The organism is Corallococcus sp. AB032C (assembly GCF_003668935.1).
In the GTDB taxonomy this organism is placed as follows: domain Bacteria; phylum Myxococcota; class Myxococcia; order Myxococcales; family Myxococcaceae; genus Corallococcus; species Corallococcus exiguus.
Genome location: NZ_RAWP01000044.1, coordinates 58,301 through 71,035, shown reverse-complemented (window position 1 = coordinate 71,035; position 12,735 = coordinate 58,301). Strand labels below are relative to the sequence as shown.

The following is a 12,735-nucleotide window of genomic DNA, read 5'->3' as shown; positions in this document are numbered from 1 at the left end:
ACCCCGCCGCTTCCGCGCCCCGAGGCTCCGGTGCACGAGCCGCCCCGCGCCCCGCCGCCGCGCCAGGACTTCGACGCCCCCGACCCGCGCCGCGTGGAGGTGGTGGAGCCGGTGGTGGAGGCCTCCTCCGGCCGCATCGACGCGGAGGACCTGCGCCTGGCCATCCAGTCCGTGACTCCGCTCGTGCAGCAATGTTTCCAGGACGCCGCACAACGCAACCGGGGCACACACGAAGTGAAGCTGCGCTTCACCGTGGAGGGCGAGGGCCCCGAGGGGAAGATGAACCGGGGCGAGCTCGTCTCCAGCACCATCCCGGACCCCATGGTGCAGGCGTGCGTGCTGGATTCGCTCCTGGACGCGCGCTTCCCGGCACCCCACCTGGGAGGGTCCGCGACCGTGCTCCAACCATTCCGGTTCACCGTGCCTGGGGACGCTGGCCCGTGAGGTCGGGTTCCGCGTAAGGTTCAGGCCCCTTTCGACCCTCGCGCATGCCCGTCACCGTCGAACAGCTCGCGCCTTCCCACTCGGACGCCCTGCGCGCGCTCCTGGCGAAGGATCCCGTCCACAACCTCTACCTCCTGGGGTTGCTGGAGGAGTTCGGCATCACGGCGCCGGAGCGCCAGGCGGCCTTCTCCTTCCACGGCCGCTTCGACAGCGGCGTCCTCACCGCGGCCGTCTTCGTGGGCGGCGATGGCGGGCTGGTGGTGCCCAGCGCCAGCGACGCCAGCGCCACGGGCGTCATCGCGGACGCGCTCGCCGCCAGCCTCAAGCTGCGCGCCACCGTGGGGGACAAGTCCTCCGTGGACGCGCTGGTGCGCAGCCTCTGTGAAGGCAAGCCGCGCCTGTCCCGCACCCAGAAGCTGTTCAGCGTCTCCGCGGACGACCTGGGCCCCTTCACCAACCCCACCCTGCGCCTGGCCCGCGAAGAGGACGTGCCCCGCCTGCTGCCCCTGGCCCAGGGCTACGTGCGCGAGATCTTCGAGCGGGACCCGCTGGCGGAGGACCCCGCCCACTACGAGGCCCGCGTCCTCCAGCGCGTGCGCCAGCGCCGCACCTACGTGCTGGAGGAGGGCAGCGAGCTCGTGTTCAAGGTGGACATCGGCTGCCGCTCGCAGTTCGGCGCGGAGCTGGAGGGCATGTACACGCCCCCGTCCCGCCGCCGCCAGGGCCACGCCACGCTGTGCCTGGGACAGATTTCCCGGCACCTCTTGTCCTCGCTGCCCCGGCTCGCCATGCGCATCGACGAGCGCGACGAGAGCACCGCCCGCATCGCGCGCAAGGTGGGCTACCACGCCGGCCGCACCCAGCGGCTCGTGCTGGTGGAGTAGATGGAATGAGCAGCCGCCCCACGCCCTCCCGCCGTCCCCTCTCCGGAGCGGGCCCCGTCATCCTCCACGCGCCCACCGACCCCGGCTGGCTGCCGCTGGCGCTCGCCAACTTCGACGCGGTGCTGGTGGACCACGCTCACTGCGAGAAGAAGGCCGCCGCCAACGCGCTGTCCATGCTCCAGGCCTACCCGGACCTGCCGGGCCTGCCGTCGCAGATGGCGCGTCTGGCCCGCGAGGAGAGCGCCCACCTGGCGCGCGTGCTGGACCTGATGGCCGCGCGCGGCCTCACGCTCACCAAGGACGCCGGGGACCCGTACGCGCAGGGCCTCCAGAAGCACGTGCGCACGCCCGCGCTGGAGCGGCGCGTGGACCGCCTGCTCGTCGCCGCCATCATCGAAGCGCGCTCCTGCGAGCGGCTGTCCCTGCTCGCGGAGGGGCTCACCGACCCGGCGCTCGCCCGCTTCTACGGAGAGCTGGCCCAGTCCGAGGACGGCCACCAGTCCCTCTTCCACCGACTGGCCGTCACCGCGTCCAACGGGGACGAGGCCGCCGTGGACGCACGCCTGCAGCACCTGCTCGCGCAGGAGTCGCGAGTCCTCGCCGACGTAGGGCTGCGCGCCGCCATCCACTGAAAGGCGCTTCACGCCTACGCGTGGAAGGGCCACACCACGGGCACGGCGAGGACGAGGAACACCACCAGCACCGCGGTCAGCGGCGTGCCCAGCCGGAAGAAGTCGGTGAACCGGTAGTGCCCGGGCCCGTAGACGAGCACGCAGCTGGGCTCCAGCGGGGTGATGAACGAACAGCTCGCCGCCAGCGTGACGCCCATGGCGAAGGGGCGCACGTCCACGCCCAGCTGCGTCGCCGCGTTGAGCGCCACCGGCAGCACCACCAGCGCCGCGGCCTGATTGCTCATGGGCGCCGACAGCACGATGGTCAGCAGCATCAACAGCGCCAGCACCGCGCGGGGCCCGCCGTACGCGCCCAGCCGGGCCACGTGGTCGCCGACGAACTTCCCCGCGCCGCTCACCTCCATGGCCAGCCCCAGCGCCATCATGGCGCCGATGAGCAGCACCACCCGCCAGTCCACGCGGAACGCGGTGCGCGCGTCCACGCACCCGGTGGCGATCATCAGCAGCATGCCGGTGAGCCCCGCCAGCGACAGCGGCACCTGGCCCAGGGAGCCCGCCGCCAGCGAGCCCAGGAAGATGACCACCGCGAGCAGCGCCTTGGCGTAGCGCGGCGGCTCGTACTCGTGGCCCTCCAGCACCATCAGCGTATGGGCCGGCGCCAGCTCCGCCACCTTCTGGCGCGGACCGCGCAGGAGCAGCACGTCCCCCACGGACAAGGGCAGCGTGGACAGCGAGTGCTCCTCCCAGGCACGCCCCAATAGCTGCAGCTTGGTGAGCCGCTGGATGGCGGGCCGGCGGTGCAGCCCCAGCGCCACCAGCCCGAAGCGCTCCACGAACAGCGTCTCCCGAAGACTGCGCCCCACCAGCGGACTGCCGGGAGGCACGCTCACCTCCGCGAGCATCGACTCCGGCCCCTCCAACTCCGCGTCCGACAGCCGCACGTCCGGCCGCAGCGCGAGGCCCTGCAGGTCCTTCACCCGCAGGATGTCCTCGCGCTTGCCCTCCACCACCAGCCGCTCCTGGCCCGTCAGCACGTACGACGGCTTCGCGGAGAGCGTCTCGCCGTCGAGCACCACGCCAATCACGCGCAGGCCCAGCCCTTCCGTGAGCTCCGCCAGGGGCTTGCCCACGTAGCGCGAGCCCTCCGGCACCACCGCCTCCGTGAGGTAGTCGCGCAGCGCGAAGCCCTCCGTGCCCGGCTTGCCCTCGCGCGAGGGCAACAACCACCGCCCCAGCAGCACCACCACGGCGATGCCAATCAGCACCACCGGCAGCCCCACCGGCGCCAGCTCCGTCACGCCAATGGGCGCCATCCCCTGCCGCTTCAGCGCCGCGGACACCACCAGGTTCGTGGACGTGCCGAAGAGCAGCACCGTGCCGCCCAGCATGGACGCGTACGCCAGCGGCAGCAGCACCTTGCTGCGGGGCACCTTCGCCCGCTGCGCGGCGCCAATGGCCACCGGCAGGAAGGCCGCCGTCGTCACCGTGTTGGAGATGAACGAGGAGAACACCGCCACCACGCCCATCATCGCCAGCACGAACACCTGATGGCCGAAGCGCGCGAAGAACGCCATCCGCTGCCCCACCATCTGCACCACGCCCGTGGCGGCGAGCCCCTGGGTCATCGCCAGCAGGGTGAAGATGAAGATGACGGTGTCGTTGCTGAAGCCCTCGAACGCCTGCGCTGGCGTCAGCACCCCGGAGAGCGCCAGGAGGCAGACCACCACCAGCGAGGTGAACTCGATGGGGATGGAATCAATGGAAAACAGGACCAACGCGACAACGATGACGGCCAGGACGAGAGCGATGGACATGGAGGGGGCGTGCGCACCCTCAACCTGGGCACGGCGCGCTGCGCCGCCAGCGTGTGCCGCACCGCGCCGTTTACTGATGAGCGACCGGGCGCTGATAAGTGGAATTAGACCAGAGCGGTCGAAAGTCCGGTTGACTGCCGGACGTCAGTTGCTTTTGGGGCCTGGGTCCAGAAGGTTTGGTGTTCCTTCCGCTGTAGGGTTTCGCCCCCTCGCGAAGTCGCGAAACGCGGGAGACCCGACCCATGAAACACCCCGAGGAAACCTCCATGGCTTCGACGCAAGCGGCCGCCGCCACCGAGCAGGCGCCCACGAAGAACCCCACGCTGCTGGCCTGGGTGGCCAAGATGGCCGCGATGACCCAGCCGGACCGCATTGTCTGGTGCGACGGCTCCGAGGCCGAGAAGCAGCGCCTCACCGAGCAGGCGGTGAAGGACGGCACGCTCATCCCGCTCAACCCGCAGAAGCGCCCCGGCTGCTACCTGCACCGCTCCAACCCCAACGACGTGGCGCGCGTCGAGCACCTCACGTTCATCTGCACGCCGAACAAGACGGACGCGGGCCCCACCAACAACTGGATGGAGCCGGACGAGGCCTACACGAAGCTGGGCCTCCTGTTCGAAGGCTGCATGAAGGGCCGCACCATGTACGTGGTGCCCTACGCCATGGGCCCGCTGGGCAGCCCCTCCACGAAGATTGGCGTGGAGCTGACGGACAGCGACTACGTGGTGCTCAACATGCGGATCATGACCCGCATGGGGAAGGCCGCGCTGGACATGCTGGGCGACAGCGACGACTTCAACCGCGGCCTGCACTCCACGGGCGACGTGAACCCGGACCGCCGCTACATCTGCCACTTCCCCCAGGACAACACCATCTGGAGCTTCGGCTCTGGATATGGCGGCAACGTGCTGCTCGGGAAGAAGTGTCTCGCGCTGCGCATCGGCAGCTACCTGGGCCGCGAGGAGGGCTGGCTGGCCGAGCACATGCTCATCCTGGGCGTCACCAGCCCCAAGGGTGAGACGACCTACGTCGCCGCCGCCTTCCCGTCCGCGTGCGGCAAGACGAACTTCGCCATGATGATCCCGCCCAAGGAGTACGCGGGCTGGAAGATTGAGACCGTCGGCGACGACATCGCCTGGATGCGCCCCGGTCCGGATGGCCGCCTGTACGCCATCAACCCGGAGGCCGGCTACTTCGGCGTGGTGCCCGGCACCAACAACAAGACCAACCCCAACGCCATGGAGACCATCTCCAAGGACACGCTCTTCACCAACGTGGCGCTCACGCCGGATGGTGACGTGTGGTGGGAGGGCAAGGACGGCGAGGTCCCCGAGGAGCTCATCGACTGGCAGGGCCGCCCCTGGAAGAAGGGCAGCGCTGAGAAGGCGGCGCACCCGAACAGCCGCTTCACCGCGCCCATGAGCAACAACCCGGTGCTGTCCGCCAAGGCGAACGACCCCATGGGCGTTCCCATCAGCGCCATCATCTTCGGCGGCCGCCGCTCCAACACCATCCCGCTGGTCATCCAGGCCTTCAACTGGACCCACGGCGTGTTCCTGGGCGCCACCATGGGCTCGGAGACGACGGCGGCGGCCACCGGCAAGGTGGGCGTCGTGCGCCGCGACCCCATGGCCATGCTGCCCTTCTGCGGCTACCACATGGGCGACTACCTCCAGCACTGGCTGGACATGCAGAAGTCCATCCCGCAGCTGCCGAAGATCTTCCAGGTCAACTGGTTCCGCCAGGACAAGAACGGCAAGTTCATCTGGCCGGGCTTCGGGGACAACATGCGCGTCCTCGAGTGGATCGTGAACCGCGTGCAGGGCCGCGTCCCCACGCAGGAGACGCTGCTGGGCTGGGTGCCGCGCCAGGACCAGGGCCTCAACCTGAAGGGCCTGGACCTGTCTGCGGAGGCCGTCCAGGAGGCCACCTCCATCAAGGAGGACGAGTGGAAGTCCGAGCTCAAGAGCCAGGAGGTCTTCTTCGAGCAGCTGGGCACCAAGGCCCCCGAGGCCCTGATGCTCCAGCGCAAGCTGCTCATCGCGCGCCTGGACGGCTGATCGCCGTCTGACGCCTGGGAATGCCCGTCCGGGGCCGCTTCTTCTCCTGGTGCTACAGGGGTGGGGGTGGCCCCGGCGCTTTTTAAAGGGGGCCAGCGCTTCGACGGCCGGATTGTTCGGCGCTAGGCTCACCGCCCCATGAGACTGGTTTTCGTGTTGTCGCTGGCGCTGGCGCTGGCGCCGGGGTCCGCCCTGGCGCAGCGGGGTGGCTCCAAGGTCAACGTGCAGGCGCTGTTGAAGGAGGGCAAACGCCTCTACGACGCGGGCAAGTACCGCGAGGCGGCGGAGGCGCTGAAGCAGGCCAACGAGGCGCAGCCGCACCCGCGGCTCGTCTACAACATCGCCGTGGCGCTGGAGTACGCGGGCGAGCCTCGCGAGGCGATGACCTTCTACCGGCAGTACGTCACGTCCTCCAGCGAGGAGACCGACCCGGCCCTGCTGAAGAACAGCAACCGCGCCATCGACCGGCTGCGCGTGCAGCTGGACCGCGAGGACCAGGCGCAGGCGACGGCGGACGCGGACCGCAAGCGCCTGGAGGCGGAGGCAGATGCCGCGCGGCAACAGGCGGAAGCCGAGCAGGCCGCGGCCCGGCGCGCGGAGGACGAGAGCGAGCGTCAGAAGCAGGCGGAGCTGAACCGGGCCATCAAGTCCTACCGCACCCAGCGCATCGCGGCGTTCGCCACGGGCGGCGTGGCGGTGCTGGGCGTGGGCGCGGGCGTGCTCTTCGGACTGCAGGCGCGCGACCAGCGCGAGCAGTTCGACAGCGCCAAGACGCTCGATGAGAAGGAGCGTCTGTCGGACAGCACCAAGAGCAAGGCGCTGCTGGCGGACATCGGCTTCGGCGTGGGGCTCGCGGGGGCCATCACCGCCATCATCCTGTATCCCAAAGAAGGCCCTCCCGCGCAGGGCGAGGTCCGCGTGACGTTCGCGCCGCGCGGCGCTGGCATTGGCATGGAGGGGCGTTTCTGATGCGCGCGCTGGGAATGATGACGTTGGGCATGGCGCTGCTGTCGTCCGGGTGCAGCTTCACCACGGCGGGCGGCCTGTCCGAATGCACGACGAGCGGCGACTGCGGCAGCAACAGCGTCTGCACGTCCGGGTTCTGTCTGCCGCAACCCGCTGGATGCGACCAGGTGGTGGGCGCCACGTCCGCGGCGAACCCCATCGTGCTGGGCGCGCTGCTGCCGCTCACCAACGCGAGCGGCAACGCGGAGATTGAGCAGCAGCGCTTCAACGGGCTGAAGCTGGCGCTCAACGAGGTGAACTCGCTGGAGGGCGTGGGCGGCCGGCAGTTCGTCATGTACGTCTGCGACACCAAGGCGGACGTGGAGAACGCGAAGACGCAGGCCACCTGGCTGGTGAACGACAAGCAGGTGGTGGCGGTGTTCAGCGCGGGCAGCGCGCAGACCACCGGCGTCAGCACCATCACCATCAAGAAGAACGTGCTGCTGATGAGCCACACCGCCACCAGCGCGACCTTCACCAACCTGGACGACAAGAACGGCGGTCCGGTGGGCCTGGTGTGGCGCACCACCCCGTCGGACGCGCTCCAGGGCCGCGTCATCTCGGAGGTGCTGAGCGGCAAGACGGCCATCAACGACCCGGGCAACACGTTCACGGTCCCCGCCAAGATTGGCGTGGCCTACGTGAACGACAACTACGGCCAGGGGCTGTTCTCCCAGCTGCTGGACCGGTTGCCCTCGAAGGTGGGCGGCGCGCAGTACGAGCGCAACGGGGACGTGGGCACCGCGGTGACCTGGCTGAAGAACAACAAGCCGGATCTGACGGTGCTCGCCGGCTTCACCGAGGACAACGCGCGCCTGGTGCCCGCGGCGGTGGCGGAGCAGGTGAAGGTCGCCAATGGCAACCGGTGGTTCCTCACCGACGCCAGCAAGGACCCCACCCTGCTGTCCAACGACGCGACCGCCGCCGAGCTCGCGGGCACGTACGGCACCGCCCCCGCGTCCGCGCGGCCCGACGACTCCGTCTACCAGCTCTTCAACAGCCGCTTCCGGACCGCCTACAACAACACGGACCCGGCGCAGTTCTCGTTCACCGCGCACGCCTACGACGCCATGTACCTGGTGACGCTCGGCGCGGCGTACGCGATTGGCAACGACCTCAACAACCCCGGCGCCGTCACCGGCGATCGCATCGCCATGGGGCTCACGAAGCTGACGCCCCCCTCGGGGCAGACCGCGAAGACCTACTCGTTGGGGCCGGTGCAGTTCAGCGGGGCTCGCGACGAGCTGCGCGCGGGCAACATCGTCAACGTGCGCGGCGCCAGCGGTGAGCTGGACTTCAACAACGACACCGGCGAGGCCATCTCGCCCTACGAGCTGTTCAAGGTGTCGGGCAAGAACTTCACCCAGCTCCAGGTCATCACCCCTGCGGCGGACTGAGCACGCGCACCAGCGGTTCCAGGGCGGCGGTGAAGACCTCGGGCATCGGTAGCAACGACAGCACGAGGTACGCACCGCCGCCGAAGTCGTGGAAGTAACCCGGCTGCACGCGCACCCCCTCCTCCAGGAGCCGCAGGCAGGTGGCTTCTTCTCCGGGGTGATGGGGGATGCGCAGCACCGCGCTCCAGCCGCCGTGCGAGGGCACCACGTCCCACGCGGCGTCCGCCGGGCGCGCTTGAACCAACCGCTCCCGGTTGTGCCGCACCCGCTCCAGCAGTGCCTGTTGGAAGCGCGGCGCGTGCGCGAGGAGCGTCGGCAGCGCGAGTTGCACGGGCGTGGCCACCGACAACGCCGCGTCCGCCACGTCCTCCAGCCGGGCCAGGGCCTCGTCGCGCGCGTGCGAGGGACCGCCCACGTGCAGCCACGCCAGCTTGAGGCCGGGCAGGCCCGCCACCTTGGACAGTCCGGAGAGCGAGAACGTCAGGCACGGCAGCGGCAGCCCCGCCACGGACGTCACCCGCCCATCCTCGTCATCCCACGCGAAGTCGGAGAACACCTCGTCGCAGACGAGCGCCAGGCCATGGCGCGCGCACACGTCCGCGAGCGCGTGGAGCTCGCCCTCGTGCAGGAAGTGGCCGGTGGGGTTGCCGGGGTTCACCACGACGACCGCGCGAGTACGGGCGTCCACTGCGGCCTCCACCCGGGCCGCGTCCAGGCCGAAGCCGTGCACGGCGGGCAGGCGGTAGGCGCGCGTGTGCACGCCCTCCAGTCGCGCCAGGACGTCCACCAGCGGGTATCCGGGCGCGGGGAGAAGAACGGTGTCCCCCGGGTCGCACAGGAGCTTGAGGAGCCAGCCGTAGGCCTCGCTGGTGCTGGCGGAGAGGACGACGTGCGCGGCCTCCACGGACGCGCCCCGTTGGCGCAGGTGCGCGGCCACGGCCTCGCGCGCGGTGGGCAGGCCGAAGGGCTCTGGCGTGTAGCGGAAGGGCTCGGGGAGGGCCCCGAGGTCCACCTCTGGTGAGGGCAGCCCCACGCGCGTGGGGTTGGTCTCCGCCAGGTCCAGCAGGGGCAGCCCGCGCGCGTGGCGCTCGGCGGCGGCCTGGGAGAGCGGGTTGGGTGTGCGAGGGAAGGCGGTGCGGAGCGAGAAGCGGCTCACAGCCCCGTCTGGAGCATGGCGCTGGCGACGCGGCGGATCAGCTCGCGGCGCAGCTCCAGGCGGCAGTGCTCGACGGCCTTCTCGTGCGGCGCGGGCAGCTCCGGGTTCCGGGTGCGGATCGCGGTGCGCAGAACCAGCTCGACCTTCGTCGGCTCAATCTGGAACAGCCGCGGACCGTCTTTCTGGAGGAAGTAGGACAGCCCGCGCTGTTCAATGAGCTTCTTGAAGAAGCGCCGGACGTCCGCGAGGAGCGTGATGTCGATGATGTCCGCCATTCGTCCGGCTTTCTCGCGCGGAAAAAACGGGACGTCCAGATCACGGCCACCACCACGTGAAAACTTGCGCGACCTGTAGCACGCGCCTTTTCGCCGAACGCGGCGGAGGCCGATTTATCGGGCCCGCGCGCGTTCGGACACCAGCGGCGCCAGCGCGCGCCGGAACGCAAACTGGCGCTTTTTTGGATCCTCCACATACGGCACGGGACCCAGGACCTCCACGCCATGGCGGGCCTCCAGGTAGCGCCGGTTGTCCCGCTCCGACAGGTCACGTCCGGGCACCCCGCGCGACAGCACCACCGCCCGCACGGACACCTTGCGCGCCGCCAGCGCCTCCAGCGACAGCGCGACATGGTTGAGCGTGCCCAGCCCCGCGCGCGCCACCAGCACCACGGGCAGGCGGAAGGCCTGGATGAGGTCCACCACGTCGCGCTTCGAATCCACCGGGACGAACAGTCCCCCTGCCCCTTCCACCACCACCGCCCCGCCCTTCAGCTGCTTCCACGCCGCGAGCGTCACGCGGAAGTCCGGCTCCGTTCCCAGCCGCGACGCCGCGATGCCCGGGGCCAGCGGCGCCTTGAAGCGGTGCGGGCAGATGGCATCCACCGGCAGCGTGCTGCCCGCGGCCTCACGCATGGCGAGCGCGTCCGCCGGGGCCTTGAGGGACTCACAGCCGCTCTCGTAGGGCTTGAAGCCCTGGGGCTCATGGCCCGCGTCCTTCAGGAGCGACAGCAGCGCGCACGACACCTGCGTCTTGCCCACGCCGGTGTCCGTGCCGGTGACGAAGAACTGGAGTGCCTCAGGGGCCACGGGAGACTCCCACCCGGCGCAGGGCCTCCAGCGCCAGGTCGATGTGGCCCGTCGTATGGGCCGCGGAGAGACAGAAGCGAAGCCGGCTGGTGCCGTCCGGCACGGTGGGCGGGCGGATGGCCTTCACCAAGAGGCCCGCCTCGCGAAGGCGCTTCGCCGCGTCCAGCGCGCGCGAGGGCTCGCCCAGGATGACCGGGAAGATGGCGCTCCGGGGTTCGGCGGGTAGGCCCAGCGCGCGCAGTCCGTCGGTGAACCGGTGGATGTGCCCCCACAGCCGCTCGCGAGGAGCAGGGTCGTGCTCCACCAGGTCCACCGCGCGCTCGGCGGCGGCGCACAGGGCGGCGGGCAGCGCGGTGGAGTAGACGAATGGCCGCGCGCGGCTGATCAGCAGGTCCGCCACCGCGCGCGACGTGGCCACGTACGCGCCCAGCCCGCCCAGCGCCTTGCTCAGCGTGCCCATGCGCAGGTCCACCCGGTCCTCCACGCCCAGCGCCTCGCACAGGCCCGCGCCACGCGCGCCCAGGACACCGGTGGCGTGCGCCTCGTCCACCATCAGCGCGGCGCCGTGGGCCTCGCACGCGGCCAGAAGCTCCCGCAGCGGAGCCACGTCCCCGTCCATGGAGAACACGCTGTCGGTGACCACCAGCTTGCGCCGCGCGGGCGTCTCCGCCAGCGCGCGGGTGAGCGCGGCCACGTCCGAGTGCGGGTAGACGACGACGCGCGCGCGCGACAGCCGGCAGCCGTCCACCAGCGAGGCGTGGTTGAGGGCGTCGGAGAACACCGCGTCGCCGGGGCCCACCAGCGCGGGCAGGATGCCGGTGTTGGCCGCGTAGCCGGAGTTGAAGAGGCGCACGGCCTCCGCGCGCTCGAAGCGTGCGAGCCGCGCCTCCAGCCGCTGGTGCGGCACCATGTCCCCCACCACCAGGCGGCTGGCGCCGGTGCCCACGCCGTAGCGCTCCAGCGCGGACGCGGCGGCGGCGCGCACGGCGGGCGACGCCGCGAGCCCCAGGTAGTCATTGGAGGAGAAGTTGACCAGCCGCTCGTCCCCCACGCGCACCTCCGCGCCCTGGGGAGAGTCGAGCGGCTCCAGCGCGCGGCGAAGACCCTTCGCGGACAGGGCCTCCAGGTCCTCGCGCGCCCAGCGGTCCGCGACCTGCGTCGTGGGCCTCACCGGTCCTGCCGGGGCTCCAGGGGGCGGATGCCCGCCTTCTCCAGGAGCGCCATGTCCTGGGTGTATTCGGGGTTGCCGGTGGTGAGCAGCTTCTCCCCGAAGAAGAGCGAGTTGGCGCCCGCCATCATGCAGAGCAGCTGCGCCTCTTCATTCATCTGCATGCGGCCCGCGGACAGGCGCACCATGGACTGGGGCATGAGCAGGCGCGCGGTGGCGATGGTGCGCACCATGTCCACCGTCTCCACGCGGTGCTGCTCCGCCAGCGGCGTGCCCTCCACGGGCACGAGCGCGTTGATGGGCACCGACTCCGGGTGCACCTCCTGGTTGGACAAGGTGCGCAGCAGGTTGCAGCGGTCTTCCACGGACTCGCCCATGCCGATGATGCCGCCGCAGCACACGGAGATGCCCGCGTCGCGCACCCGGTTCAGCGTCTTCAGCCGGTCGTCATAGGTGCGGGTGGAGATGATGTCGCCGTAGTGCTCCGGGGACGTGTCCAGGTTGTGGTTGTACGCGGACAGGCCCGCCTCGCGCAGGCGCTTCGCCTGGCTGTCGGAGAGCATTCCCAGCGTGGCGCACGCCTCCATGCCCAGGGCCCGCACGCCCTTCACCATCTCCAGCACGCTGTCGAACTGCGGACCGTCCTTCACCTCGCGCCACGCCGCGCCCATGCAGAAACGGGTGGCCCCGGCGGCGCGAGCCTGCGACGCGGCGGACAGCACGTCCGGCACCGCCATCAGCTTCTCCGCCTTCACGCCCGTCTTGTAGCGCGCCGCCTGCGGGCAGTACGCGCAGTCCTCCGGACACCCGCCCGTCTTGATGGAGAGCAGCGAGCACAGCTGCACCTTGTTCTCCACGAACACCTGCCGGTGCACCGTCTGCGCCTTGTGCACCAGGTCCAGCAGCGGCAACTGGTACAGCGCCTTCACCTCCGCGAGCGACCAGTCATGCCGCACCGTCACCCCTTCCGGGACGGGGGCGGCGTGGTGGGCGTGGCCGTGGAAGGACTCGGCGGTGTCGGACATGCGGGCTCCTGGGGAGGCGTCAGGAGGCCGACGGTGCGTGGCCCGGAGGCCATTGTCAACGCTCT

General features: G+C 70.6%; 12 protein-coding genes. 6 read left to right on the top strand and 6 right to left on the bottom strand.

All coding sequences use genetic code 11. The features are described 5' to 3' along the window. From D7X99_RS20660 to D7X99_RS20650, 3 genes are all read left to right on the top strand, one after another. Positions 1-444: AgmX/PglI C-terminal domain-containing protein (locus D7X99_RS20660; protein ID WP_233613569.1), on the top strand; the 444-nt coding region annotated here is incomplete at its 5' end. Between the two features lie 44 nt (positions 445-488). Continuing rightward, positions 489-1,328, top strand: coding sequence for a GNAT family N-acetyltransferase (locus D7X99_RS20655; RefSeq protein ID WP_121779273.1), 840 nt, complete (start codon positions 489-491; stop codon positions 1,326-1,328). 5 nt (positions 1,329-1,333) lie between these two features. Then, positions 1,334-1,960, top strand: coding sequence for a tRNA-(ms[2]io[6]A)-hydroxylase (locus D7X99_RS20650; protein ID WP_120561886.1), 627 nt, complete (start codon positions 1,334-1,336; stop codon positions 1,958-1,960). Between the two features lie 14 nt (positions 1,961-1,974). On the opposite strand, the gene D7X99_RS20645 is transcribed toward D7X99_RS20650, so the two are convergent. Further along, on the bottom strand, positions 1,975-3,774 hold the full coding sequence (locus D7X99_RS20645) for an SLC13 family permease (protein WP_121779272.1): 1,800 nt from the start codon (positions 3,772-3,774) through the stop codon (positions 1,975-1,977). A 266-nt stretch (positions 3,775-4,040) separates the two neighbouring features. On the opposite strand from D7X99_RS20645, the gene D7X99_RS20640 reads away from it, so the two are divergent. From D7X99_RS20640 to D7X99_RS20630, 3 genes are all read left to right on the top strand, one after another. Beyond that, on the top strand, positions 4,041-5,834 hold the full coding sequence (locus D7X99_RS20640) for a phosphoenolpyruvate carboxykinase (GTP) (RefSeq protein ID WP_121779271.1): 1,794 nt from the start codon (positions 4,041-4,043) through the stop codon (positions 5,832-5,834). Positions 5,835-5,972: 138 nt separating this feature from the next. Next, on the top strand, positions 5,973-6,803 hold the full coding sequence (locus D7X99_RS20635; RefSeq protein ID WP_121779270.1) for a M48 family metallopeptidase: 831 nt from the start codon (positions 5,973-5,975) through the stop codon (positions 6,801-6,803). Next, positions 6,803-8,236, top strand: a complete 1,434-nt coding sequence (locus D7X99_RS20630) for an ABC transporter substrate-binding protein (RefSeq protein ID WP_121779269.1) — start codon at positions 6,803-6,805, stop codon at positions 8,234-8,236. Before D7X99_RS20635 ends, D7X99_RS20630 begins: the two co-directional genes overlap by 1 nt. On the opposite strand, the gene D7X99_RS20625 is transcribed toward D7X99_RS20630, so the two are convergent. The 5 genes from D7X99_RS20625 to bioB form a co-directional block, all read right to left on the bottom strand. Further along, positions 8,217-9,392 carry a pyridoxal phosphate-dependent aminotransferase gene (locus tag D7X99_RS20625; RefSeq protein ID WP_121779268.1) on the bottom strand — a complete coding sequence of 392 codons (1,176 nt, stop codon included), beginning with the start codon at positions 9,390-9,392 and terminating at the stop codon, positions 8,217-8,219. The two genes, D7X99_RS20630 and D7X99_RS20625, sit on opposite strands and share 20 nt — an antisense overlap. Further along, on the bottom strand, positions 9,389-9,667 hold the full coding sequence (locus tag D7X99_RS20620) for a hypothetical protein (protein WP_014394019.1): 279 nt from the start codon (positions 9,665-9,667) through the stop codon (positions 9,389-9,391). Before D7X99_RS20620 ends, D7X99_RS20625 begins: the two co-directional genes overlap by 4 nt. 114 nt (positions 9,668-9,781) lie before the next feature. After that, positions 9,782-10,477: a dethiobiotin synthase gene (gene bioD, locus D7X99_RS20615; protein WP_121779267.1), complete on the bottom strand. Its 696-nt coding sequence runs from the start codon at positions 10,475-10,477 to the stop codon at positions 9,782-9,784. Then, positions 10,467-11,648: an 8-amino-7-oxononanoate synthase gene (gene bioF, locus D7X99_RS20610; protein ID WP_121779266.1), complete on the bottom strand. Its 1,182-nt coding sequence runs from the start codon at positions 11,646-11,648 to the stop codon at positions 10,467-10,469. Before bioF ends, bioD begins: the two co-directional genes overlap by 11 nt. Beyond that, a complete protein-coding gene (gene bioB, locus D7X99_RS20605; protein ID WP_120578971.1) occupies positions 11,645-12,670 on the bottom strand; it encodes a biotin synthase BioB in 1,026 nt (341 codons plus the stop codon). Before bioB ends, bioF begins: the two co-directional genes overlap by 4 nt. Between the last annotated feature and the right edge of the window lie 65 nt (positions 12,671-12,735).

Bases quoted from the DNA above. Each gene is read 5' to 3' on its own strand.
- D7X99_RS20635 (WP_121779270.1), top strand. From the start codon at position 5,973: ATGAGACTGGTTTTCGTGTTGTCGCTGGCGCTGGCGCTGGCGCCGGGG.
- D7X99_RS20620 (WP_014394019.1), bottom strand. From the start codon at position 9,667: ATGGCGGACATCATCGACATCACGCTCCTCGCGGACGTCCGGCGCTTC.
- D7X99_RS20640 (WP_121779271.1), top strand. From the start codon at position 4,041: ATGGCTTCGACGCAAGCGGCCGCCGCCACCGAGCAGGCGCCCACGAAG.
- D7X99_RS20630 (WP_121779269.1), top strand. From the start codon at position 6,803: ATGCGCGCGCTGGGAATGATGACGTTGGGCATGGCGCTGCTGTCGTCC.
- D7X99_RS20655 (WP_121779273.1), top strand. From the start codon at position 489: ATGCCCGTCACCGTCGAACAGCTCGCGCCTTCCCACTCGGACGCCCTG.
- D7X99_RS20645 (WP_121779272.1), bottom strand. From the start codon at position 3,774: ATGTCCATCGCTCTCGTCCTGGCCGTCATCGTTGTCGCGTTGGTCCTG.
- D7X99_RS20650 (WP_120561886.1), top strand. From the start codon at position 1,334: ATGAGCAGCCGCCCCACGCCCTCCCGCCGTCCCCTCTCCGGAGCGGGC.
- bioB (WP_120578971.1), bottom strand. From the start codon at position 12,670: ATGTCCGACACCGCCGAGTCCTTCCACGGCCACGCCCACCACGCCGCC.